This is a genomic window from Rhodovulum marinum (assembly GCF_004343075.1).
GTDB classification, from domain to species: Bacteria; Pseudomonadota; Alphaproteobacteria; order Rhodobacterales; family Rhodobacteraceae; genus Rhodovulum; species Rhodovulum marinum.
Genome location: NZ_SLXP01000001.1, coordinates 424,927 through 448,069, shown reverse-complemented (window position 1 = coordinate 448,069; position 23,143 = coordinate 424,927). Strand labels below are relative to the sequence as shown.

General features: G+C 67.2%; 18 protein-coding genes and 1 riboswitch. Of the genes, 11 read left to right on the top strand and 7 right to left on the bottom strand.

Annotated elements, in window-relative coordinates; all coding sequences use genetic code 11:
* Positions 1 to 61: 61 nt before the first annotated feature.
* The 5 genes from EV662_RS02180 to EV662_RS02160 form a co-directional block, all read right to left on the bottom strand.
* Positions 62 to 3,166, bottom strand: coding sequence for an efflux RND transporter permease subunit (locus tag EV662_RS02180; RefSeq protein WP_132460480.1), 3,105 nt, complete (start codon positions 3,164 to 3,166; stop codon positions 62 to 64).
* Positions 3,167 to 3,176: 10 nt separating this feature from the next.
* Positions 3,177 to 4,325 carry an efflux RND transporter periplasmic adaptor subunit gene (locus tag EV662_RS02175; protein ID WP_132460479.1) on the bottom strand — a complete coding sequence of 383 codons (1,149 nt, stop codon included), beginning with the start codon at positions 4,323 to 4,325 and terminating at the stop codon, positions 3,177 to 3,179.
* Between the two features lie 120 nt (positions 4,326 to 4,445).
* Positions 4,446 to 4,961 (bottom strand): DUF2478 domain-containing protein, encoded by a 516-nt coding sequence (locus tag EV662_RS02170; RefSeq protein ID WP_132460478.1) that lies wholly within the window; start codon positions 4,959 to 4,961, stop codon positions 4,446 to 4,448.
* Positions 4,962 to 5,068: 107 nt separating this feature from the next.
* The gene (locus EV662_RS02165; protein ID WP_207903572.1) at positions 5,069 to 5,770 is read right to left on the bottom strand and encodes a GntR family transcriptional regulator; all 702 of its coding nucleotides are present in this window, start codon (positions 5,768 to 5,770) and stop codon (positions 5,069 to 5,071) included.
* Between the two features lie 9 nt (positions 5,771 to 5,779).
* Positions 5,780 to 8,692, bottom strand: a complete 2,913-nt coding sequence (locus EV662_RS02160) for an FAD-binding and (Fe-S)-binding domain-containing protein (RefSeq protein ID WP_243695741.1) — start codon at positions 8,690 to 8,692, stop codon at positions 5,780 to 5,782.
* 151 nt (positions 8,693 to 8,843) lie between these two features.
* On the opposite strand from EV662_RS02160, the gene EV662_RS02155 reads away from it, so the two are divergent.
* The 7 genes from EV662_RS02155 (at position 8,844) to EV662_RS02125 (ending at position 15,910) form a co-directional block, all read left to right on the top strand.
* The gene (locus tag EV662_RS02155) at positions 8,844 to 10,031 is read left to right on the top strand and encodes a pyridoxal-phosphate-dependent aminotransferase family protein (RefSeq protein WP_132460477.1); all 1,188 of its coding nucleotides are present in this window, start codon (positions 8,844 to 8,846) and stop codon (positions 10,029 to 10,031) included.
* A gap of 96 nt (positions 10,032 to 10,127) precedes the next feature.
* Complete coding sequence (locus tag EV662_RS02150; protein WP_132460476.1) at positions 10,128 to 11,108, top strand: TRAP transporter substrate-binding protein; 981 nt, start codon at positions 10,128 to 10,130, stop codon at positions 11,106 to 11,108.
* A 124-nt stretch (positions 11,109 to 11,232) separates the two neighbouring features.
* Entirely contained in the window at positions 11,233 to 11,802 is a 570-nt protein-coding gene (locus tag EV662_RS02145; protein ID WP_132460475.1) for a TRAP transporter small permease, read from the top strand.
* A complete protein-coding gene (locus EV662_RS02140; protein ID WP_132460474.1) occupies positions 11,802 to 13,082 on the top strand; it encodes a TRAP transporter large permease in 1,281 nt (426 codons plus the stop codon). The genes EV662_RS02145 and EV662_RS02140 overlap by 1 nt, the downstream gene beginning before the upstream one ends.
* Entirely contained in the window at positions 13,079 to 13,855 is a 777-nt protein-coding gene (locus tag EV662_RS02135) for an enoyl-CoA hydratase/isomerase family protein (protein WP_132460473.1), read from the top strand. Before EV662_RS02140 ends, EV662_RS02135 begins: the two co-directional genes overlap by 4 nt.
* Positions 13,852 to 15,111: a CaiB/BaiF CoA transferase family protein gene (locus EV662_RS02130; RefSeq protein ID WP_132460472.1), complete on the top strand. Its 1,260-nt coding sequence runs from the start codon at positions 13,852 to 13,854 to the stop codon at positions 15,109 to 15,111. The genes EV662_RS02135 and EV662_RS02130 overlap by 4 nt, the downstream gene beginning before the upstream one ends.
* A 46-nt stretch (positions 15,112 to 15,157) precedes the next feature.
* Complete coding sequence (locus tag EV662_RS02125; RefSeq protein ID WP_132460471.1) at positions 15,158 to 15,910, top strand: fumarylacetoacetate hydrolase family protein; 753 nt, start codon at positions 15,158 to 15,160, stop codon at positions 15,908 to 15,910.
* Between the two features lie 57 nt (positions 15,911 to 15,967).
* Here EV662_RS02125 and thiC read toward each other — a convergent pair whose 3' ends face one another.
* Both thiC and EV662_RS02115 read right to left on the bottom strand, forming a co-directional pair.
* Positions 15,968 to 17,764 carry a phosphomethylpyrimidine synthase ThiC gene (thiC, locus tag EV662_RS02120; RefSeq protein WP_132460470.1) on the bottom strand — a complete coding sequence of 599 codons (1,797 nt, stop codon included), beginning with the start codon at positions 17,762 to 17,764 and terminating at the stop codon, positions 15,968 to 15,970.
* A gap of 87 nt (positions 17,765 to 17,851) precedes the next feature.
* Positions 17,852 to 17,974, bottom strand: a riboswitch (TPP riboswitch).
* 212 nt (positions 17,975 to 18,186) lie between these two features.
* On the bottom strand, positions 18,187 to 18,843 hold the full coding sequence (locus EV662_RS02115; RefSeq protein ID WP_132460469.1) for a GntR family transcriptional regulator: 657 nt from the start codon (positions 18,841 to 18,843) through the stop codon (positions 18,187 to 18,189).
* A gap of 134 nt (positions 18,844 to 18,977) precedes the next feature.
* On the opposite strand from EV662_RS02115, the gene dctP reads away from it, so the two are divergent.
* From dctP to EV662_RS02095, 4 genes are all read left to right on the top strand, one after another.
* Entirely contained in the window at positions 18,978 to 19,964 is a 987-nt protein-coding gene (gene dctP, locus EV662_RS02110; RefSeq protein ID WP_132460468.1) for a TRAP transporter substrate-binding protein DctP, read from the top strand.
* 62 nt (positions 19,965 to 20,026) lie between these two features.
* Complete coding sequence (locus EV662_RS02105) at positions 20,027 to 20,572, top strand: TRAP transporter small permease (protein WP_132460467.1); 546 nt, start codon at positions 20,027 to 20,029, stop codon at positions 20,570 to 20,572.
* A complete protein-coding gene (locus tag EV662_RS02100) occupies positions 20,572 to 21,888 on the top strand; it encodes a TRAP transporter large permease (RefSeq protein ID WP_132460466.1) in 1,317 nt (438 codons plus the stop codon). Before EV662_RS02105 ends, EV662_RS02100 begins: the two co-directional genes overlap by 1 nt.
* Positions 21,885 to 23,132, top strand: coding sequence for a malonyl-CoA decarboxylase (locus tag EV662_RS02095; RefSeq protein ID WP_132460465.1), 1,248 nt, complete (start codon positions 21,885 to 21,887; stop codon positions 23,130 to 23,132). The genes EV662_RS02100 and EV662_RS02095 overlap by 4 nt, the downstream gene beginning before the upstream one ends.
* The last annotated feature ends 11 nt before the right edge of the window (positions 23,133 to 23,143 follow it).

Genomic DNA, 23,143 nt, shown 5'->3' with positions numbered 1-23,143 from the left:
CGTCCCCCCCCCAGAACGCACCAAGAGGGCTTGCCGGCTTATGCGCCGTGCCGGCCGTGCCTCAGCCGGCCAGCGCCTCTTCCAGTTCGCGTGCAAGCCGGCGGGTTTCCTCTGCCCGCGGCTTGGAGAACCGGGCGAGCAGCAGGTAAGCCACCGGGGTCAGGTACAATGTCGACAGCGTGGCAAGCCCCAGCCCGCCGACGATGACCCAGCCCAAAGCCTCGCGCGCCTCGGCACCCGCGCCCGAGGACAGGATCAGCGGCACGCCGCCCAGCACAGTCGAGGTCATGGTCATCATCACCGGCCGCAGGCGGATCGTCGAGGCGTCGAAGATCGCGTCGCGAATCTCGGCCCCGCCGTCGCGCAGCTGGTTGGCGAATTCGACGATCAGGATGCCGTTCTTGGCCATGATCCCGATCAGCATCACCAGCCCGATCTGCGAATAGACGTTCAGGCTGAGCCCGGTGAACAACAGCGCGAAGACCGCGCAGGCCAGCCCCAGCGGCACGGTCGCCATTACTACGATGGCCGAGACGAAGCTCTCGAACTGCGCGGCCAGCACCAGGAACACCACCGCGATGGCAAAGCCGAAGATGATGGCCAGCCCGGAATTCGTCTGGTTCAGCGTCGCGGCTTCGCCCAGCGGCACGATGCGGTTCTGTTCCTCCAGGATGCCTCCGGCCAGTTGCTCGACCCGGGCCAGCGCGTCCCCCAGTGCCAGTTCGGGTGTCAGGCTGGCCGAGATCTCGACCGATCGGCTCTGGTCCTCGCGGTCCAGTTCGGGCGCGACGGCACGTTCCTCCAGCCGCACGAAGGTGGACATCGGCACCATCTGTCCCCGGGCTGTCTGGACGAAGATGTTCTGCAGGTCGCTCGGGTCGTTCACTGGGTTCGAACTCGACAGCATCTGGATGTCAAAGCTCTGGTCGCCGATGAAGACCGACCCCACCGTCCGCCCGTTCAGCACCGCCCTCAGCGCATCGCCCAGCCCTGTGATGTCGATGCCCAGGTCCGAGGCGCGCGTGCGGTCGATCTCGACGAAAAGCTGCGGCTGGGTCGTTTCGTATTCGAGGTCGACGTCGCCGAAGGCGGGGTCTTCTTCCATCCGGGCGACCAGGGCTTCGGACATCTCTGCAAGGCGTTCATAGCTGTCCCCGGTGATCGCAAAGCGCAACCCGCGGCCCGCACCGCGAATACCCAGCGAATTGGGCTGGATGGCGAAGGCGCGGACACCCACGATCTGCCTCAGTTTGCCGTTGATCTCGCCGACGATCTCGTCCTGGCTGCGGGCGCGGTCGCCCCAATCGGCCAGCCGGAACACCATGAAGCCGCTGTTATCCGCGCCGAACCCCGCGATCGCGAAGACCGACGTGATTTCGCCCGCCTCGCGCAGCGGCGCCACCGCATCCTCGATCGCGCGCATCTTGGCTTGCGTATAGTCGAGGGACACACCTTGCGGCGCGCTGACCCGAAGCAGTGCAACGGCCCGGTCCTCGCGGGGCGTCAGTTCCTGACGGATACCACCCGCAACCAACACCGCCGTCAGCGCGAAAAGCGCCGCGGCCAGAACCACAACGGCGGGCATCGCCAGCGCGCCGCGCAGCGTGCGCGCATAGGCCCCGGCCAGCGCCCGCCCGGCCCAGGCAATCGGGCCGCGGCCACCTGCGCCGGCATCGGCGCCAAGCATCCGGCTGGCCAGGACGGGGCAAAGCGTCAGTGCCACCACCGACGAGATCGCGACCGCCATTGCAAGCGTAAAGCCGAATTCACGGAACAGCCCGCCCGCCTGCCCCGGCAGGAAGGACAGCGGAACGAAGACGGCGGCGAGGGTCGCGGTGGTCGTCACGACGGCAAAGAAAACCTGTTTCGTGCCCAGAACGGCTGCCGCGCGCGGCCCCATGCCCTCGCCCCGGCGACGCACGATGTTTTCCAGCACCACGATGGCGTCATCCACCACAAGGCCCGTCGCCAGCACCAGCGCCAGCAGCGTCAGGATATTCACCGAAAAGCCCACGATGTAGATCGCGGCCAGCGTGCCGATCAGCGCCACGGGCATGGTCAGCCCCGGGATCAGCGTCGCCCGCAGGTCGCGCAGGAACACGAAGATCACCAGCACCACGATCGCGGTCGCCAGCCCCAGGGTTTTCAGCACCTCGACGATGGCCCCATTGACGAAAACCGCGTCGTCGGAAGTGACGAAGATGTTGATATCGTCCGGCAATGTGCGATCGAGTTCGGCCACCACCGCGCGCACATCGCGCGAGATGTCCAGCGTGTTGGACCCCGCCTGCCGGATCACGCCCAGCCCGATGCCGGTCTGGCCGTTGGCCCGCAGGACCGTCTCGTTCGGCGCGGGTCCCAGCGTCACGCGGGCAACGTCGCGCACCTCGACATTCGGGGCGATCCGCAGGTCCTCGAACGCTTCGGGCGAGGCGACCATGGCGGTGGTGCGCACGTTGATCGACTGCCGCGCGCCCTCCAGATCGCCCGCGGCCGCGTTGAACCCCGCGTCCGACAGCGCGCGCGCCATGTCCGCCAGGGTCAATCCGCGGCTCGCCAGCGCCGCTTGGTCGATATCGACGCGAAAGATCGGCTCGCGGTCGCCATAGACCCGCAGGTCGGCCACCCCCTCGACCGAGATCAGCCGGTCCTCGACCCGCTCCTCGACGATCCGCGTCAAATCCTGTGCGCTGCGGCTGCGCGAGGTGACCGCGACACGCAGGACCGGCTGCGCATCGGCATCGGCCTTGACGATCTCGGGGTCCTCGGCGCCGTCGGGCAGTTGCCCTTCGATCCGGGCCACCGCGTCGCGGGTATCGGTCGCGGCCACGTCGATATCGACGCTTTCACTGAATTCCAGCGTCACCCTGCTGCGCCCGAAGCGCGAGTTCGACGAGATCGAGCGCACACCCGCGACCCGGCCCACCGCGCCCTCGATGCGGCCGGTGATCTCCTGGTCGATGGTTTCGGGCGAGGCGCCGGGGAATTCCGTCGTGACGGTGACGACGGGCCGGTCCACGTTTGGCAATTCGCGGATCTCGACGCCGAACAGCGCCGCGAACCCCGCCAGAACGATCAGCGCGCTGACGACCAGCGCCAGGATCGGCCGGCGCACGAACAGGGCGGGGCCACCGCCTTCGGCCGCGCGGGTGGCTTCCTCCAGCATGGGCGGCCTCCTATAACTGGGCGGCCGCGCGGGCCGGGAACAGCGCGGCCTGCGGCGCGACGATCTTGACCTCGGCGCCGGGGCGCAGTGATTGCACGCCCTCGGTCACCACCTGGTCGCCGGGCGCAAGGTCGGCCTCGACCAGCACGCTGTCGGCGTTGCGCTGGCGGATCGTCACCGGAACGCGCTGCGCCTTGCCCTCGCGCACGATCCAGACAAAGGCCCCCTCGGCCGACCATTGCACCGCCAGCGGGTCGACCTCGGGCAGCGCCTCGCCCGGGAAGCGCAGCACCACCTCGAAGGCCATGCCCGCGCGCAGCAGGTCGGCCTCGTTGGCCAGGCGCCCCTGCACGCGCAAGGTGCGGCTGGCCGGGTCCACCACGTTGTCCAGCGCGTCAACAGTGCCCTGCAAAACGGTTTCGGGCATCGCCAGGGGCCGCGCCTCCAGCGGCATGCCGGGGCTGATCTGGGTCGCGACACGTTCGGGGACGCGGAAATCTATCAGGATCTGCGACCGGTCGGTGATCGTCACCACCATGTCCTGCGCCGAAACGCTGTCGCCCTTGGCCAGGTCGATCACCCCCGCCCAACCCGAGATCGGCGCATGCACGCTGCGTCGGTCCAGTTCGAACTCGGCCTCGCGCAGGGCCAGTTCCGCGCTGCGCAGCGCCAGGTCGGCCGCGCGCCGGCTGACCTCGGTCACCGCGCCGGTATTTTCCAGCCGGGCCAGCCGCTCGGCCTCGTCACGCGCATCCTCCAGCACCAGGCGGGCGCGTTCGACCGCGATCCGCTCGGCCTCATCCTCCAGCCGCAGGATCAGGCTGCCTTCCTCGACCGGCCGGCCGTCCTCCAGCCGCAACTCGATCACCTCGCCCGTGGCCTTGGCCCGCACATTCACCGTTCTCAGCGCCTGCCCGTCGCCGATCGCGGCGACCCGGTCGCTGATCCGGCCCTCGCTCACCTCTTGCACGACGACCGCCGCGGGGCCGCCGCGCCGAACCCCGCCGCCTTCCGCGGTTTCGGGTGCGGTCGCCTCGATCCCCAGCAACCCCAGTACGCCCAGCCGGTCGAGCACCGGCATCGCCGAGGGCACGAAGGCCACCCAAAGCGCGATCGTTCCTGCCAAAAGGACCGCGGAAAGAAGCAGTTGCCTTAGCATCGGGCGTCCCTTCGAAAGCACACCGCGCCGGGGCGGCGATGACGCAGGATATAGCGCGTGTCGGCCGAAGTCACTTACGCAGCGGCTCACGGAATGGCGAGGCGGTGCGAGCGGTGCGGCTCAGGGCGTGGTGACCTTCAGGGCAGCACGGCACCAGTCCCGCAGCACTACCCGGTCGCAGGGCAGCGTCTGGGCCAGCCCGCCGGCAAAAGCGTCGAACGCGTCATCGCTGAACCGCCCCACCCCCAAAAGCACCGGCAGCCCGCGATCCAAGGCATGGCCAATGGCGGCGCGGAACCCGTGCCCCTCGGCCTCTTGCCGGGCGAACTTGTTCAGCAGGAAAATGTCGGCCCGCCCGGGCAGGCGGCGCTCGACCTCGACCACGGCCTGTTCCAAAGCGCCCGCGTCCAGCCTGCAACCGGTCGACCCCAGTCCCAGCGGCTGGTCGATGGCGATGCGCGGGCCATCGGGCAGCACGCGCAGCCGCATCTCGCAAGGATGACGCCCAGTGCCCGGCGCGGCATCGCGCACGACGCCGACCGGCATGTGCCCTTCGGCGATCAGCCAGTCGGCAAGCTCTGTCATCGTCCGGTCGATATCCCCGCCCGCGGCGGCCCTTAGAACGGCGAACTGCATGGACCCCTCCCCACGGGCCGGCCCCGGCGCCCCCCGCTTGACGGGGAACGGAACCGGCCAGGGCGGCCGGTGTCAAGCCTGCGGGCCGCATGCGCGTCGGCAAGGGATCAGCGTGGCGAAACCTGTCCCGCCTTCAAGATGGCGGTCAGCTTCGCCATCATGTGTGCCTTGAGCAGCCGCCCCACCTGGTCGGTGTCGCGCGCGTTCAGCGCCGCGGCGATCTTCTCGTGTTCGCTTAGCGCCTGTTCCCAGCGGCTGCGGGTCAGGTTCGCCTGGTAGCGCGCCCGGTGGACCAGGCGGGCAATCGTGGCATGCGTCCGGATCAGCGTTTCGTTGCGGCTGGCCGCAAGGATCGCGTTGTGGATCGCCTGGTTGATCTCGAAATAGCCCGGCCGGTCGTTGGCTTCGAGCGAAGCGCGCAGCCGGTCCGTCAGTCGGCTGATTTCGGCCATCTCCACCTCGGTCGCGCGCTCTGCCGCCTGTTCGCCGGCCATCGCCTCCAACGCGGCCAGCACCGGAAAGGCGTCGGCCAGTTCGGCCGCCGACGGCTGGCTGATGATCGCGCCGCGATTGGGGATCAGCTCGACCAAGCCTTCGGCGGCGAGGATCTTCATCGCTTCGCGCAGGGGGGTGCGTGACACGCCGAAACGTTCGGTCAGTTCCTTTTCCCGGATCTTTTCTCCGCCCTGTATCGTGCCTTCGAGGATCAGTTCACGCAGCGCGTCGGCGACCTGCACCGCAAGGGCGGGGCGGGCCAGCATGCCTGCCTCGGGCGTTGTCAGCCGGCCGTTCGAAATGGACTCGGTCATCGCGCTCCCTCAGCCGTCCTCACAAAGCATCCGGTCGAACACCTCGGCGATGTGCAGCGCCCGGCGTCCCGTACCGTCGGCGATCTGGTGCCGGCAGGACGTGCCGTTGGCCACGATCAGCGCATCCGTTTCGGCCTGCCGCACCGCGGGCAAGAGAGACAGCTCGCCCATGGCAAGCGACACCTCTATCGTTTCGGCATCATAGCCGAAAGCGCCCGCCATGCCGCAGCACGAAGACTCGATCACCTCCGCGTCCAGCCCCGGGATCAGCTCTAGCGCCTTGCCCATGTCTCCCATCGCGCCGGCCGCCTTCTGGTGGCAATGGCCATGGACATGGGCGCGGGCCACGCCGGGCCGCAGCGGCAGGTTCAGTTGCCCGGCCTCGGCCTCGCGGGCGAGGAATTCCTCGAACAGCAGGGCATTGCCCGCCAGCGCCTCGGCCTCGTCGCCGGGCAGCAGCGCCTTGAACTCGTCCCGCAGTGTCAGCAGGCAGGACGGCTCCAGCCCGATCACGGGACGTCCTGCCCGCACATGGGGCATAAGCGCGGCGAGCGTGCGCCGCGCCTCGGCGCGGGCTTCGTCGACCATCCCCGCCGACAGGTAGGTGCGACCGCAGCAAAGGGGCCGCGTGTTTTCGGGCGTGGCGGCGTGAACGGTATAACCCGTCCGGGTCAGCACCCGCAGGGCCGCGCGGGGGATCGAAGGATCCAGCCAGCGGTTGAGCGTGTCGGTGAAGAGCACCACGTCGCGCCCCGTTTCGCCGCAGTTCGCCCGCCCGATCTCGGTCTCGCGGAAAGCATCGCGGCGAAACGCCGGCAGCGAGCGACGGGCGGATATCCCTGTGATCCGCTCAAATGCCCGTGCGATCAAAGGCACGCGGTTTCGCAGCGACACCAGCGGCCCCAGCACCGGGGCCAGCCGGGCATAGCGCGGCAGATGCGCCACCAGCCGGTCCTTCAGCGAAAATCCCATCCGTTTCCCGCGCTGGTACAGAACTTCGGTCTTCATCTTCGCCATGTCGACGCCGGTGGGGCATTCGCGCTGACAGGCCTTGCAGCCGACGCAAAGCTTCATCGTCTCGGCCATCGCGTCGCTGAAAAGCGCATCCCGCCCCAGCCGCCCCGACATCGCCAGGCGCAGCGTGTTGGCCCGCCCCCGCGTCACGTCCCGCTCGTTCCGCGTCACGCGGTAGCTGGGGCACATCACGCCGCCCGCCATCTTGCGGCAGGCACCGTTGTTGTTGCACATCTCGACCGCGCCCTGGAACCCGCCCGAGGCCCCCGACCAGGCCGACCAGTCGAACCCCGCCTGCACATCGTCGAACCGATACTCCGGCGGATAGCGCAACAGACTGCGGTCATCCATCCGCGGCGCCTCGACGATCTTGCCGGGGTTCAGGTGACGCCCGGGGTCGAACGCGTCCTTGACCTCGCCAAAGGCCCGCACGATCCGCTCCCCGAACATCTTTTCGTGGAACTCCGAGCGCACGATCCCGTCGCCATGTTCCCCGGAATGCGAGCCCTTGTAGGCGCGCACCATGTCGAACGCCTCTTCGGCGATGGCGCGCATGGCATTCACGTCCTGTTCCAGCCGCAGGTTCAGAACGGGCCGCACATGCAGGCACCCGACCGAGGCATGGGCATACCAGGTGCCCTCGGTGCCGTGCTTGCGGAACACCTCGGTCAGCCGGTCGGTATAATCGGCCAGATGCTCCAGCGGCACTGCCGCATCCTCGACGAAGGAGACGGGTTTTCCCGCTTCCTTCATCGACATCATGATGTTGAGGCCGGATTTCCTGAGTTCGCCGATATCCCCGATCAGCTTGCCGTCGCGCACCTCGACCACGCCGCCTTCGCGGTCGCCGCCCTTGCCGAAGCCATAGCCCAGCCCGGCCATGGTATCGTTGAGGCGGGTGAGGTTTTTCTCGTTCTCCTCCGGGCTGTCGGCGAATTCCACGAACAACAGCGCGGCGGGATCGCCCCGGACGAACGCCTTCAGCGTGGGCACGAAGATCGGGATGTCGCGCGCGAGGTTCAGCATGGTTCGGTCCACCAGCTCGACCTGCGTGGGGTTCAGCGCGACCAGGTGTTGCGTGGCCTCCATCGCGGCCCGGAAGGTCGGGAAATGACAGACCCCCTGCACCCGGTCCGCACGCGGCAGGGGCGACAGGCGGATCTCGATGGCGGTGGACACCGCCAGCGTCCCCTCGGACCCCACCAGCAGATGCGCCAGGTTCAGGGGCCGGTCGGACGGGATCAGCGCATCCAGGTTATATCCCCCCACGCGGCGCTGCACCTTGGGAAAGCGGCGCAGCACTTCGCCCGCCTCGCGCGCGCCCAGCCCCGTCAGCGTGGCGAGCAGCGCCTCGGGCACCCGGTTACCCGCATGGGGCCCGAACTCGAACGGGGTGCCATCGGCCAGGAGCCCCCGGATCGAGATCACGTTGTCCCGCGTCGTGCCATAGCGCAGCGACCGCGCCCCGCAGGAATTGTTGCCGACCATGCCGCCGACGGTGGCGCGCGAGGCGGTCGAGACATCGACGGGAAACCAGAGCCCGTGGGGTTTCAGTTGCCGGTTCAAATCGTCCAGAACGATCCCCGGCTCAACCACCGCGCGGCGCCCCTCGACGTCCAGCTCCAGGAGACCATTCAGGAACTTCGAGCAATCGAGAATCAGCCCCTTGTTGATCGTCTGCCCGCATTGCGAGGTGCCGCCGCCCCGCATCGTGACCGGCACGCCCTCTTCGCGCGCCGCCGACAGCGCCGCCGCGATATCCTCGGCCGATTTCGGCAGCGCCACGCCCGCCGGCATCATCTGGTAGTGGGACGCGTCGGTCGCGTAGCGCCCTCGGGAAAAGGCGTCGAACAGCACCTCCCCCCGAAACTCGCGGGCCAGCCGCGTCGCAAGTCCTTCGCGCAGCACGCGCCCCTCCCAGAACCGTTGCGGAATTTGTTTCTTGACATGAATAATGAATTCATAATTCAATTTCTGTCAACCGAGGGGCGCGCATCGTTGGGAGGCGGCGCGCGGGTAACCCCCCCGGTGGTCGAGGCCGTGCAAGGGAGGGGGCACGATGCCGTCAGGGCGCCATTTTCTTCAGATTCCGGGGCCGTCCAACGTGCCCGACCGCATCCTGCGGGCTATTGATTTTCCGACCATCGATCACCGCGGGCCGGGGTTCGCCGAGGTCGGGCGCGCCGCGCTCGACGGCATGACATGGGTGTTCGGCACCGAAGGCCCCGTAGTGATCTACCCGTCCTCGGGCACCGGCGCATGGGAGGCCGCCCTGGTCAACACGCTCTCGCCCGGCGACGCGGTTCTGATGTATGAAACCGGGCATTTCGCAACCCTGTGGAAGCAGTTGGCCGAGCGCCTTGGCCTGAACCCGCTGTTCATCGAGGGCGACTGGCGCAGCGGTGCCGACCCCGACGCCATCGAGGCGCGGCTGAAAGAGGACAAGGCCCACGCGATCAAGGCGGTCTGCGTCGTCCATAACGAGACCTCGACCGGATCGGTATCCCCCATCGCCGCGATCCGGCGGGCGATCGACGCGGCGGGGCATCCCGCGCTGTTGATGGTCGACACGATTTCCAGCCTCGGCTCGCTCGATTACCGCCACGATGAATGGGGCGTGGATGTCACGGTGTCGGGTTCGCAAAAGGGCCTGATGCTGCCGCCGGGCCTGTCCTTCAACGCGATCAGCGCCAAGGCACTGGCGGCGAGCGAACAGGCGCGGCTGCCGAAATCCTACTGGGCCTGGGATCACATGCTGGGCCCGAACGAAAAGGGTTATTTCCCCTACACGCCCGCGACCAATATGCTTTACGGCCTGAACGAGGCCATCGCCATGCTGCGCGAAGAGGGGCTTTCGAACGTGTTCGCGCGCCATGCCCGCCATGGCGCGGCGACGCGGGCGGCGGTGCGGGCCTGGGGGCTGGAGGTGCTGTGCCGGAACCCGAACCACTATTCCGGTGTGCTGACTGCGGTGGTGATGCCCGAGGGCCATTCCGCCGACGCGTTCCGGGCGGTCACGCTCAAGAATTACGACATGTCCTTGGGCAACGGTCTGTCCAAGGTGACCGACCGGGTGTTCCGCATCGGGCATCTGGGGGATTTCAACGACCTGATGCTGTGCGCGACGCTGGCCGGTGTGGAAATGGGCCTGCGCGACGCGGGCGTGCCGCACAAGGCAGGCGGGGTGCAGGTGGCGATGAACCAACTCGGCCGCGCGTCAGATACCGGCCGCGCGGCGGCGGAATGAAAGCGGAGTGAACGGAACCGGCGCCGGGAACGGGCGCCCCGGCGTGAACAAGGACGACACAAGAAACTGGCGCCAAATCCAATGGGAGGATGAAACATGACCAGGACGGGACTTCTTGCGACCCTCGCGGCGACGGCGTTGATGGCCGGGCAGGCCGTGGCCGCCGACATAACGCTGCGCTTCGGCCATGTGGGCAACCCGGGCTCGCTGTTCGAGGCGACGGTGAACCATTTCGCCGAATGCGCGAACGGCAAGCTGGGCGATGCGGCCGAGGTGCAGACCTTCGGCGCCTCGCAGCTGGGCAAGGACCAGGAGCTGTTGCAGAAGCTGAAGCTGGGCCAGGTGCAGTTCGCGCTGCCGTCTTCGGTGATGTCGTCGGTGGACGACATCTTCGGCATCTTCGAAATGCCCTATATCATCAAGGACCGCGACCACATGCGCCGCGTACAGGCCGAGATGATGGACACCTTCGAAGCGGCCGCGAACGCGAACGGCTATACCATCGTCGGGCTGGCCGAGAACGGGTTCCGCCACATCACCAACAATGTCCGTCCGATCACCGTGCCTGCCGACCTCGAGGGCGTAAAGCTGCGCACGCCGAACGGCGCGTGGCGGGTCAAGATGTTCCAGCAATACGGCGCGAACCCCACGCCGATGGCCTTTTCGGACGTGTTCACCGCGCTGCAGACGGGCGTGATCGACGGGCAGGAAAACCCCTATGCCCAGATCGCCTCGGCCAAGTTCCAGGAGGTGCAGAAATACCTCTCGATCACCGGGCACGTCTACACGCCGGCCTATATCCTCGCCTCCAAGAGCCATTTCGACAAGCTGCCGGATGATGTGCGTGCGGCCCTTGGCGAATGCGCCGCCGAGACGCAGGATTTCACCTATGAAAAGGCCGCAGAGCTTGAGGTGGAGCTGTTGCAGGTGATCAAGGATGCGGGCGTCGAGGTGAACGAGGCCGACAAGGATGCCTTCATCGAGGCCTCGAAGCCGATCTACGACGCCTTCGCAGCCGAGGTCGAGGGCGGAGGCGAGATGATCGAAAAGGTGCTGGGCCTCGGCTCGGCAAGCTGATCCCGTTCCATCGGGGCGCCCCTGCTGGGGCGCCCCTTCCCGCATCCGAACATCCCGAACGTCACGAGGTCGCAATGGCCGTTTCCGCGCCGTTTCCATTCTTGCCGAAAGGAAAGCCCCGCCCATGCGTGCGCTGAGGACCGCATCCGGCCTTCTGGCCGTGGTGCTGGAATGGTTCACGATCTTCCTGATGGTGCTGCTGACGGTCGTGGTGATCGTCGCGGTTCTGGCGCGCCTGATCGGCGAAAGCTTTTCCTGGTATGACGAGGTGGCCGCGATCATGCTGGCCTGGATCACCTATTACGGTTCGGGCCTTGCCGCGCTGAAGCGCCGCCATATCGGGTTCGACACGGTGCTGTTGATGCTGCCCGGGCGTGCCCGCATGGCGGCGGTGGTCGTGGCGGAACTGGTCGTTCTGACCTTCTTCGCGCTGATGGCCTGGGCGGGGTTCCGGGTGCTGGAGGTTTTGCAGGGTTCCTACCTCGTGTCGCTGACCTGGGTGCCGGTGCAGTTCACCCAGTCGGTGATCCCGATCGGGGCGTGCCTGTTCATTCTGTGCCAGTTGCTCAGCCTGCCCGATTACTGGCGCGCGACGCGGCGCGGCGTGTCGCTGGAACATGCCGAGATCGAGGTCGAGGTGGACCGCGAATTGCAAAAGGCCCAGGCGGCCCACCGATCCGGGGAGCCCCGCTGATGTTGATGCTGCTGATCTTCGTGGCGCTTCTCGCGATGATGTGCATCAACGTGCCCATCGCGGTGGCGCTGGCCATGGCGGGTGTGCTGGGCCTTGTGCTGACCGAGGGCATGTCCTCGCTCGTGACTATCGCGCTCGACATGTATAACGGCGCGACCAAGTTCTCGCTGATCGCGATCCCGATGTTCGTGCTGGCGGGCGCGATCATGAACGCGGGCGGGATCACCGATAGGCTGATCAACTTCGTGTCGGCGTTGATCGGGTTCGTGCGGGGCGGGCTTGCGATGATCAATATCGGCGTCTCGCTGTTCTTCGCCGAGATCTCGGGCTCGGCGGTGGCGGATGTGGCCGCCATGGGCTCGATCCTGATCCCGCAGATGAAAAAGCGTGGCTATTCCGCGCCCTTCGCGGCCGCCGTCACCTCGTCCTCGGCCTCGCTTGCCATCATCATTCCGCCGTCGATCCCGATGATCCTTTACGCCGCCTCGGCCAATACCTCGGTCGAACAGCTTTTCGTCGCCGGGATCGTGCCGGGCCTGATCGGGGCGGCGGGGTTGATGGCGGTCGCCTACGGGTTCGCGGTGCGCTACGACCTGCCCACAGAAGAGGCGTTCAACATCCCCCGCCTCAAGGAAACCTTCGTCGAGGCGCTGCCCGCCTTTGCCCTGCCGGTGATCATACTTGGGGGCATCTTCGGCGGCTTCGTCACCGCGACCGAGGCGGCGGGGCTTGCGGTGGTGGCCGCGCTGGCGGTCTCGGCCTGGTATCGCAATCTCGACCTGCGCCACCTGCGCACCGCGATGCTGGACGGCGGTATCCAGACCGCGGTGGTGATGCTGCTGGTGGCGGCCTCGGTTCTGATGGGCGGGTTCCTGACCCGCGCCCAGATCCCCCAGCAGATCGCCGAGGGCATCCTGTCGATCACCTCGGAACAATGGCTGATCCTGCTGATCCTGAATGTCTTTTTCCTGGTGATCGGGTTCTTCCTGCACTCGGCCGCCGCGATCATCCTGGTCGTGCCCATCGTGATCCCGCTGATCAATGCTGCGGGCATCGACCCGGTGCATTTCGGCCTTGTGGTCACGCTGAACCTGGCCATCGGGCAACAGACGCCGCCCGTCGCCTCGGTGCTGATCACCTCTTGCGCGGTGGCGCGCGCGAACATCTGGGAGGTATCCAAGGTCAATGTCTGGTTCGTGGCGGTGCTGCTGGCCGTGTTGATGCTGTGCACCTACGTGCCCTCGGTGCCGCTTTTCCTGGTGGAGTATTTCTATAGATGACCGATGAATTGCTGCACGAGGTTCGGGGCGAAACCCTCTGGATCACCTTCAACCGGCCCCAGGCGCGCAATGCGCTGACCTTCGGCATGTACGAGACGCTGGCCGAACTTTGCGCCAATGCGCCGACGGATGGCTCGCTCAAGGCGGTGGTGATCTCGGGCGCGGGCGGCAAGGCCTTCGCCGCCGGAACCGACATGACCCAGTTCCGCGGGTTCGAAACCGCGCAGGACGCGCTGGAATATGAGGCCGAGATCGCCCGCGTGCTGACCGCGGTCGAAACCTGCCCCCTGCCCACCGTCGCCGCGATCAACGGCGCCTGCACCGGGGGCGGGGCGTCTATCGCCGTGGCCTGCGACATCCGCATCGCCAGTGCCAGCCTGAAATTCGGCTTTCCCATCGCGCGGACGCTGGGCAATTGCCTCGCGGCCGAGAACCTGGCCCGCATGACCGAAATCCTCGGCGCGGGGCGGGTGCGCGAGATGATCTTCACCGCCCGGCTGATCGAGGCCGACGAGGCCCGCGCCGTGGGCCTTGTCAGCAAAATCCTGCCCGACGAACCCGCGCTGATGGCCCGCGCCGCCGAACTGGCCGGAACGCTGGCGCAGATGGCCCCCCTTACCTTGCGCGCAACCAAGGAGGCGATGCGCCGCAACCGCGCGGCGCTTTCGGTCGAGGATTCCGACCTGATAACCATGTGCTACATGAGCCAGGATTTCCGCCACGGGATGGAGGCGTTCCTGACCAAGGAAAAACCGCGCTGGAGCGGCCGATGACCGCCGGACCGCTTGCCGGGCTGAAGGTCGTGGAACTCGCCCATATCATGGCCGGTCCGGCCTGCGGGATGATGCTGGCCGACATGGGCGCCGACGTGATCAAGGTGGAAAAGCCCAATGGCGACGACAGCCGCAGATTTCTGCCCCCGGCCATCGAGGGCGAAAGTGCCGCCTACATGATGATGAACCGCAACAAGCGGGGCATCGCCCTGAACCTCAAGGACCCCGACGCCGTCGAGGTATTGCGCCGCCTGCTGGCCGGGGCCGACGTGGTGATCGAGAATTACCGCAAAGGCACGATGGAAAAGCTGGGCCTTGGCTATGACACCCTGCGCGAGATCAATCCAAGGCTGATCTATTGCGAGATCTCGGGGTTCGGGCGCACCGGGCCCTATGCCCATCGCGGGGGCTTCGACCTGATCGCGCAGGGCATGTCGGGGCTGATGTCGATCACCGGCGAGGGGCCGGGGCGTCCGCCGGTGAAACCGGGTGCCCCGATCACCGACATCACCGCGGGGATCCTGGCCGCCATGGGCTGCATCGCGGCCTATGCCCGGGCGCGGGAAACAGGGCAGGGGCAGAAGGTCGACACCTCGCTGTTCGAGGCGGGGATCACTTTGACCTATTGGCAAAGCGCGATTGCCTTCGCCACCGGAGAGGCGCCCGAACCGCTGGGCTCGGCCCACCCGCTGAACGCGCCCTACCAGGCGTTCCGCACCCGTGACGGCTGGATCAACGTGGGCGCGGCGAACCAGGCGAACTGGCTGCGGCTGCTCGACGTGATCGGCGCCCCCGAGTTGAACGACGATCCGCGCTTTGCCAACAACCACGACCGGATGGAGAACCTGCCCGCGTTGGTCGAGGTGCTGGGCGGATACCTCGAAACCCGGGACACCGACGACTGGCTTGCGCGGATGGAGGCGGTGGGCCTGCCCGCCGGTCCGGTGCTGACCATCCCCCAGATGCATGCCGATCCACAGGCCATCGCCCGCGAGATGATCGTCGAAACGGACCATCCCGTGGCCGGGCGGGTCAAGGCGATCGGCCTGCCGGTAAAGTTTTCCGAAACGCCGGGCGGCATCGACCGGCCCGCGCCGCTTCTGGGCCAGCACGGGCCGGAAATCCTGGCCGAACTGGGCTACCCGCCCGAAACGGTCGATCGGCTGCGCGCCAGCGGCGCGCTGATCGTTGGCGCCGATGCCCCGGATCGGGCCACGTCACCCGCGCCGCGTGCCGCGCGGCGCACTGCGCCATGACCGGCATCGCGCGCCCCGACGCCTGCGGCTGGCGGGGGACACACCGGTGAGGGCGGATCTCGCAGACCTCGCCAGTCGGCTGATAACGGCGCGCCGCACCGGTGTCCCTGTTCCGGCCGATGCCGTGCCGGGCGGTGACCTGACAGACAGCGATGCCTATGCGGTGCAGGCCCTCGTCGCGCAGACCCTTGGTCCGGTCGGCGGCTTCAAGGTCGCCTGCAAGCCCGGTCATCCGCGCATCATGGCCCCGATCCTAGCCCGCGATATCTTGGGCACGCCCGCGCACCTGGCCGTTCCGGCGTCGGAACGGATCGGGATCGAACTGGAACTGGGCTTCCGGGTTCTCGCCCCGCTGCCCCCGGCCGACGTGCCGGACCGCGACGCGCGGCTCGCCGATTGTCTTTCGCTGGTCCCGGTGATCGAGATCGTCCGCACGCGCCTCGCCGGTGAGGCCGCGCCCATGCTCAAGCTTGCCGACAACCAGATCAACGGGGCGCTCGTGGTGGGGCCGGACCTGCCGGATTGGCGGGGGCGCGACCTGTCGCGGGTCACGGCCCGGTTGACGGCGGGCAACCGAACGCTCTTGGACGGCCCCGCCGAGGTGCCCGGCTTCGGGGCGTTCGAGAATTTCAAGGTGCTCGAGGCGCTTGTCGGGGAACATTGCGGTGGGCTGCGGCCGGGTCACGTGGTGATCACCGGGTCGCTGAACGGGCTGCCATGGCTGAGCCCCGGCACCGTCATCAAGGGCCGGATCGAGGGCGTGGGCGCGGTCGCACTTGCCCTTGAATCCCGGGGTTAGGACCTGCACGCCATGGCCGGGGCGGGCCGCCGCGCGGCCCGCCCCGGTCGGCCCGCGCTAGTCTTCGCAGTCCCCGTCCACCGGCAAATAGATCTCTCCGGCCTCGCGGAACTTGCCGGCCATCTCGGCCATTCCCTGGTTCCGCGCGGCATCGCGGATATCCTGGCTGATCTTCATCGAACAGAATTTCGGCCCGCACATCGAACAGAAATGCGCCACCTTGTGCGCCTGTTTCGGCAGGGTCTCGTCGTGGAACCCGCGCGCGGTGTCGGGGTCGAGCGACAGGTTGAACTGGTCCTCCCAGCGGAACTCGAACCGGGCGCGCGACAGCGCGTCGTCGCGGGCGCGGGCGCCGGGATGCCCCTTGGCCAGGTCCGCGGCATGGGCGGCGATCTTGTAGGTGATGACCCCGGTTTTCACGTCGTCGCGGTCGGGCAGGCCCAGGTGTTCCTTGGGCGTGACATAGCACAGCATCGCCGTGCCGAACCATCCGATCATCGCCGCACCGATGGCGCTGGTGATGTGGTCATAGCCGGGCGCGATGTCGGTGGTCAGCGGGCCCAGCGTGTAGAACGGCGCCTCGCCGCACAGGGCCAGCTGCTTGTCCACGTTTTCCTTGATCTTGTGCATCGGCACGTGGCCCGGCCCCTCGATCATCACCTGCACGTCATGGGCCCAGGCGATCTTGGTCAACTCCCCCAGCGTTTCCAGTTCCGCGAATTGCGCCGCGTCGTTGGCATCGGCGATCGACCCGGGCCGCAGCCCGTCGCCCAGCGACAGGCTGATGTCATAGGCGGCGCAAATGGCGCAGATCTCGGCAAAATTCTCATACAGGAAACTTTCGCGGTGATGCGCCAGGCACCACTTGGCCATGATCGACCCGCCCCGGCTGACGATGCCGGTCACCCGATCCGCCGTCAGCGGGATGTGGTGCAGCCGCAGCCCGGCATGGATGGTGAAATAATCCACTCCCTGTTCGGCCTGCTCGATCAGGGTGTCGCGGAACAGCTCCCATGTCAGGTTCTCGGGCACGCCGCCCACCTTTTCCAATGCCTGGTAGAGTGGCACGGTGCCCACCGGCACCGGCGCATTGCGCAGGATCCAGTCGCGGGTGTTGTGGATGTTGCGCCCGGTGGACAGGTCCATCACCGTGTCCGCGCCCCAGCGGATCGCCCAGACCAGCTTGTCCACCTCTTCCTGCATCGACGAGGTCACCGCCGAGGTGCCCATGTTCGCGTTCACCTTGGTCAGGAAGTTGCGCCCGATCACCATCGGTTCCAGTTCCGGGTGGTTGATATTGGCCGGCAGGATGGCGCGGCCCGCCGCGATCTCGTTGCGGACGAATTCGGGCGTCACGCGGTCGGGGATCGAGGCGCCGAAATCCTCGCCGTCGCGCAGGCCAGCCGCCGCGCGCCCCTGGTTTTCCCGGATCGCTGCGAATTCCATCTCGGGCGTCACGATGCCCCGCCTTGCATAGGCCATCTGCGTGACCGCGGCCCCTGCGGCCCGGCGTGGCCGGTGGCGCACCGAGAATTCCGGCACCAGCGCCGCACCCTCGGCATGGCCGTTATCGGCGGGTGCGACCGGGCGCCCGTCATAGGCCACCGTATCGCCGCGCGCCGCGATCCATGCGCCGCGCAGGTCGGGCAAGCCGCGCGCGATGTCGATCGCGGCATCAGGGTCTGTATAGGGCCCCGAGGAGTCATAAAGCGTCAGAGGCGGTTCGCCCGCGGCGGGGTCCAGCGCGATTCGGCGCATCGGCACCCGGATGTCGGGGAAAAGCGTTCCGGGCAGGTAAATCTTGGACGACGCGGGCAGCGCGCCGCGGGTCAGGCCGTGGGGGTGGTCCGTCATTTGGGTTCTCCTCAAGCTTGCACTCAAAAAGACCCGTTGCGACATGAGGCAGGAAACAGGGCCGTTGGGCCCGGTGGGGCGTCGGCTGCGGCCGCGCCCCCGTCTTCCTACGCCAGTATCAACTGGGTCAGGTTCGAAGGGTCGCCTCACCGCATGTCGCCATGCCGTCAGCCTCTCAGTCCCCTTGGCGGGACTCCCCTGACATGACCTGACAAGATCAACCCGCGCGGCCCGGGTCAACCGCAAATCCGCGCTCGCCCTGGCCCTGCGCGGCCCGCGGATCGGACCTGATCACGCCTGATGCGCAAAGCCGACCGCCCCTAAATCGGGTCCAGTCGCAACGCAGGCGTATCCGGTCATCGCACCGGTGCTTGCTGTATCCGGGATCACCGTCGGAAAGGCCTCGTTCACCCGCCGCGCGGCTATTCCGCAGCCGGTTTCAGGCTCGACATCAGGTAGTGGAATTTCTCGCCCTGCACGGCGACGTGCTGGCGGATCGTGGCGGCCGCGGTGTCGCCATCGCCGGCTTCGAGGGCGGCGACCACGGCTTCGTGCTCGGCCATGGATTGTTTCAGCCGGCCGCGCAGGCGCAGTTGCAGCCGCCGGAAGGGCTGAAGCCGGCGATGCAGCCGCAGGCATTCCTGTTCGAGGAACCCGTTGCCGGACTGCCGGTAGAGGATCGCGTGGAACCGCTCGTTTTCACGGTAATAGCCGTCGGCGTCCTGCGCCGCGACGGCCTGCTGGCAGCGCTGGTTCGTCGCGCGCAGGTCATCCAGCGCATCGTCGGTGATCCGCACCGCCGCCAGGCGTGCGCATACCGCCTCGAGCTCGGCCATGACTTCGAACATTTCGACCAGTTCGACCAGGCCGGGCTGGCGCACGAACACGCCGCGCCGCGGGATCTGCTCGACCAGCCCGGACATCGCCAGGCGTTGCAACGCCTCGCGGATCGGGGTGCGCGACACCGAAAACCGCTTGGCCAGCTGCACCTCGTCCAGCCGCTCGCCATCGGAAAAGGTGCCATCGAAGATCAGGCTCTCCAGGCTGTCCGCGATCCGGTCTGAGCGTTTGCGTTCCATGTCCGGCCTCTAGCATGGCGGTTAATTGCGCGCAAGAATATCCATCTTGTATACAAAAATATTGACTCGATAAACAGCCGATGCGACAGAGACAGCGGCCCGGTGTCGAATCGGGCTGCCAAGGGAGGAAAAAAATGAACCTGAAACTCACTGCGACCGTCGCGTCGCTGGCGCTTTTTGCCGGCACGTTGTCCGCCGCGGCGACGGAACTGCGCCTGTCCCATCAATGGTCCGACAAGGACGTGCGCCACCAGGTGGCCAAGATCGTCGCCGACGAGGTGGCCGCGGCGGGTGTCGATCTGGAAATCAAGATCTTCCCCACCCAGTCGCTGTTCAAGGCGCGCGAGCAATACACGCCCCTGTCGCGCGGGCAGCTCGACATGACGGTTCTGCCGCTGTCCTATGCCGGCGGCCAGCAGCCGGCCTATAACCTGACCCTGATGCCGGGGCTGGTGAAGAACCACGATCACGCCGCGCGGATGAACGACAGCCCCTTCATGGAGGCGATCGAGGCCAAGATGGCCGAGGACGACGTGATGGTCCTGGTCCACGGCTATCTTGCGGGCGGTTTCGCCGGCAAGGACGACTGCATCACCGCGCCCGAGGATGTCGCGGGCAAGCAGATGCGTGCCGCCGGCAAGGCGTTCGAACAGATGCTGGCCGGCGCCGGGGCGTCCATCGCCTCGATGGCGTCGTCGGAAATCTACAACGCGATGCAGACGGGCGTTCTGGACGCGGCGAATACCTCGTCCTCGTCCTTCGTCAGCTACCGCATCTACGAACAGGTCGCCTGCTATACCCCCGCGGGCGAATATGCGCTGTGGTTCATGTACCAGCCGCTGATCATGAACAAGTCGACCTTCGAGGGGCTGAGCGAGGAGCAGCAGGCCGCGCTGATGGCCGCGGCCGAAAAGGCGCAGGCCTATTACCTGGAAGAGGCCAAGAAAGAAGACGCGGAATCGCGCCGCGTCTTCGAAGAGGCCGGCGTCGAGATCGCCGACATGACCGAGGCCGAGTTCAACGCCTGGCGCGACCTGGCCAAGGAAACCTCGTACAAGGCCTTCGTTGCGGAAACCCCTGACGGGCAGGCCCTTCTGGACCTCGCGCTCGCCGTCGACTGACGCGCCGGGGGCGGCGTCCCCGCGCCGCCCCGTTTCGCACGGACATCCTTGGAGAGCCCACGATGACGGTTCAAAGCGCCGCCGTTGCGCATGCCGGCAAGAACCTGTTCCTGCGTGCCGTCGCCGCCGTCTCGACGCTTGCGGGATGGTGTTCGGCCGCGATGATCGTGACGGCTGTCGCGATCACCTGCCAGATGATCTTCGTCCGCTTCGTTCTGAACGGGTCCACCGTCTGGCAGACCGAGGCGGTCGTCTACCTGATGATCGCGGCCACCCTGATCGGGCTGCCCTACGTGCAGCGGCTCAGGGGGCATGTGAATGTCGACCTCGTGCCGCTTTGGCTGGGGCGGCGCGCGCGCATGGGGCTTGCCGTCGTCACCCTGTCGGTCTCGATCCTGATCGTCGCCGTGATGTTCTGGTACGGGTTCGAGTTCTGGCACTTCGCCTGGGACCGCGGCTGGCGGTCCGATACCGTGTGGGGGCCGAAACTGTGGATACCCTACCTGGCGCTGCCGCTGGGCTTCGGGCTTTTGCTCTTGCAACTGGTGGCCGATCTGGTGGCGATCCTGATCGGCGCTGACCGCCCCTTCGGACTGGAGGACGCCTGATGGACCCGCTTCTCCTCGGCGGTCTCGTCGCGCTGGCCACGATCCTCGTGCTGTTTTCCGGCGTGTCGGTGGCGGTAGGCCTGCTGATCGTCTCGGCCGGCTTCCTGATCGTCTTCGACGGGATGCGGTCTCTGGAACTGATGCCCGAGATATTCTTCGGCAAGCTCGACAATTTCGCGCTTCTGTCGATCCCGATGTTCATCATCATGGGCGCCTCCATCGCCTCGACCCGCGCGGGTGCCGACCTCTACGAGGCGCTGGAACGATGGCTGACGCGGGTGCCGGGCGGGCTGGTCGTCTCGAACCTTGGCGCCTGCGCGCTGTTCGCGGCGATGTCCGGGTCCAGCCCCGCGACCTGCGCGGCCATCGGCAAGATGGGCATCCCCGAGATGCGCAAGCGCGGCTATCCCGACGGGGTGGCGGCCGGGTCCATCGCGGCGGGTGGCACGCTGGGCATCCTGATCCCGCCCTCGGTCACGATGATCGTCTACGGGATCGCCACCGAAACCTCGATCGGCCGGCTGTTCCTGGCGGGCGTGATCCCGGGGCTGTTGCTGGTGGCGCTGTTCATGGCCTGGTCGCTGTATTCGACCTGGCGGTCGGGCAATACCGCGTTGCTGAGCGCGGGCAGCTATTCCTGGCGCGAGAGGGTCGAGATCCTCCCGCGCGTCCTGCCCTTCCTCGCGATCATCCTCGGTGTGCTCTACGCGATGTATGGCGGTGTCGCCACGCCGTCGGAAACCGCCGCGGTCGGCGCGCTGCTGTGCCTGTTGATCGCGATGGTGATCTACCGGCTGTGGAACCCGCGCGACATCTGGGTGGTGCTGCGCGACAGCACCAAGGAATCGGTGATGATCCTGTTCATCATCGCCGCGGCGGGGGTGTTCAGCTACATGCTGTCCTCGCTGTTCATCACCCAGTCGATCGCGGAATGGATCGGCACGCTGGATGTGAACCGCTGGGTGCTGATGGGGGCGATCAACGTCTTCCTGCTGATCGCGGGGTTCTTCCTGCCGCCCGTTGCGGTGATCTTGATGGCCGCGCCGATCCTGCTGCCGATCATCACCACCGCCGGGTTCGACCCGATCTGGTTCGCCGTCGTGCTGACGATCAACATGGAAATCGGCCTGATCTCGCCGCCCGTGGGGCTGAACCTCTACGTCATCAACGGCATCGCCCCCGATATTTCGCTCAGGACGATCCTGACCGGGTCGCTGCCCTTCGTGGCCTGCATGGTGCTGGCCATCGTGTTGCTCTGCCTGTTCCCGGGGCTTGCGACATGGCTGCCGAATGCGGTGATGGGGCCGGGGCTATGACGCTGCTGGCCGACATGCTGTCCACGCTGATCGAACGGACCTACCGCGCGGGGGCCGGGGCGCGGGCCGACAACCGGCCCATGCCGGACCTCGCCGCCGATCTGATCGGCGCCACCGGCGAGATCACCGGCCTGACCGTCGCGCGTACGATCCTGGAACGCTACGCGGCCATGCAGGATGACGAAAAGCTCGAATTCTTCCGCCACCTTGCCGACGAAATGAACATCTCTCCGCGGGCGGTGCGCGCGGCCCTCGATGCCTACGAGGCCGCCCAGACCCGCACCACCTACGGGGCCTTCATGGCCGCCGCCGAGCCGCCCCGGCAGGAACTGTTCCGCCGCCTGAACCAGGTGCCCGGCGCGACCTCGGCGCTGGTGGCGATGCGGGCCGACCTTTTGCGTCTGGGGCGTACGGACGATGCGTTGCAGGCGGTGGACCTCGATTTCCGCCACCTCTTCGCCAGCTGGTTCAACCGCGGCTTCCTGGTGCTGCGCCCGATCAACTGGCAAAGCCCGGCGCATATCCTGGAAAAGATCATCGCCTACGAGGCGGTCCATGCCATCGACAGCTGGGACGACCTGCGCCGCCGCCTCGAACCGGAGGACCGGCGCTGTTTCGCCTTTTTTCACCCCGCCATGCCCGACGAGCCGCTGATCTTCGTCCAGGTCGCGCTGACCCGGGGTGTGCCCGGTTCGATTCAGACCCTGCTGGCCGAAGAACGCGACCAGATCGCCGGTGAACAGGCCGACACGGCGGTGTTTTACTCGATCACCAACTGCCAGGCCGGGCTTGCGGGCATTTCCTTCGGCAATTCGCTGATCAAGCAGGTCGCCGCAGACCTGTCGCTGGAATTCCCGGGTCTCAAGACCTTCGTCACGCTCTCGCCGATCCCGGGCCTGGTGCGCTGGCTGACCGCCGAGGGACGAAGCTGGGATGCCGACGACGACGAGGCGATGCGCGCGCTGGCCGCCCATTACCTGTTCGCGGCCAAGCGCGGCGACGGTCTCCCCTTCGACCCTGTGGCACGGTTCCACCTTGGCAACGGGGCGCTGATCCACCAGGTCCACGCCCGTGCCGACACGTCGGAGAAGGGGCAGGCGCAATCGGCCGGCGTGATGGTCAACTACCTCTATGACCTGAACAAGGTCTCGCAGAACCACGAACGTTTCGCCGCTTCGCATGACGTCGCCGCGTCGTCCGACATCCGGTCGCTCAGCGCGGCGGCCGAGAAAGCCCTCGCATAGGAGTCCGAACC

Coding starts and splice junctions, on each gene's coding strand:
- EV662_RS02180 (WP_132460480.1), bottom strand. CDS start 3,166: ATGCTGGAGGAAGCCACCCGCGCGGCCGAAGGCGGTGGCCCCGCCCTG.
- EV662_RS02170 (WP_132460478.1), bottom strand. CDS start 4,961: ATGCAGTTCGCCGTTCTAAGGGCCGCCGCGGGCGGGGATATCGACCGG.
- EV662_RS02135 (WP_132460473.1), top strand. CDS start 13,079: ATGACCGATGAATTGCTGCACGAGGTTCGGGGCGAAACCCTCTGGATC.
- EV662_RS02145 (WP_132460475.1), top strand. CDS start 11,233: ATGCGTGCGCTGAGGACCGCATCCGGCCTTCTGGCCGTGGTGCTGGAA.
- EV662_RS02130 (WP_132460472.1), top strand. CDS start 13,852: ATGACCGCCGGACCGCTTGCCGGGCTGAAGGTCGTGGAACTCGCCCAT.
- EV662_RS02115 (WP_132460469.1), bottom strand. CDS start 18,843: ATGGAACGCAAACGCTCAGACCGGATCGCGGACAGCCTGGAGAGCCTG.
- EV662_RS02105 (WP_132460467.1), top strand. CDS start 20,027: ATGACGGTTCAAAGCGCCGCCGTTGCGCATGCCGGCAAGAACCTGTTC.
- EV662_RS02175 (WP_132460479.1), bottom strand. CDS start 4,325: ATGCTAAGGCAACTGCTTCTTTCCGCGGTCCTTTTGGCAGGAACGATC.
- EV662_RS02155 (WP_132460477.1), top strand. CDS start 8,844: ATGCCGTCAGGGCGCCATTTTCTTCAGATTCCGGGGCCGTCCAACGTG.
- thiC (WP_132460470.1), bottom strand. CDS start 17,764: ATGACGGACCACCCCCACGGCCTGACCCGCGGCGCGCTGCCCGCGTCG.
- EV662_RS02095 (WP_132460465.1), top strand. CDS start 21,885: ATGACGCTGCTGGCCGACATGCTGTCCACGCTGATCGAACGGACCTAC.
- EV662_RS02100 (WP_132460466.1), top strand. CDS start 20,572: ATGGACCCGCTTCTCCTCGGCGGTCTCGTCGCGCTGGCCACGATCCTC.
- dctP (WP_132460468.1), top strand. CDS start 18,978: ATGAACCTGAAACTCACTGCGACCGTCGCGTCGCTGGCGCTTTTTGCC.
- EV662_RS02140 (WP_132460474.1), top strand. CDS start 11,802: ATGTTGATGCTGCTGATCTTCGTGGCGCTTCTCGCGATGATGTGCATC.
- EV662_RS02165 (WP_207903572.1), bottom strand. CDS start 5,770: ATGACCGAGTCCATTTCGAACGGCCGGCTGACAACGCCCGAGGCAGGC.
- EV662_RS02150 (WP_132460476.1), top strand. CDS start 10,128: ATGACCAGGACGGGACTTCTTGCGACCCTCGCGGCGACGGCGTTGATG.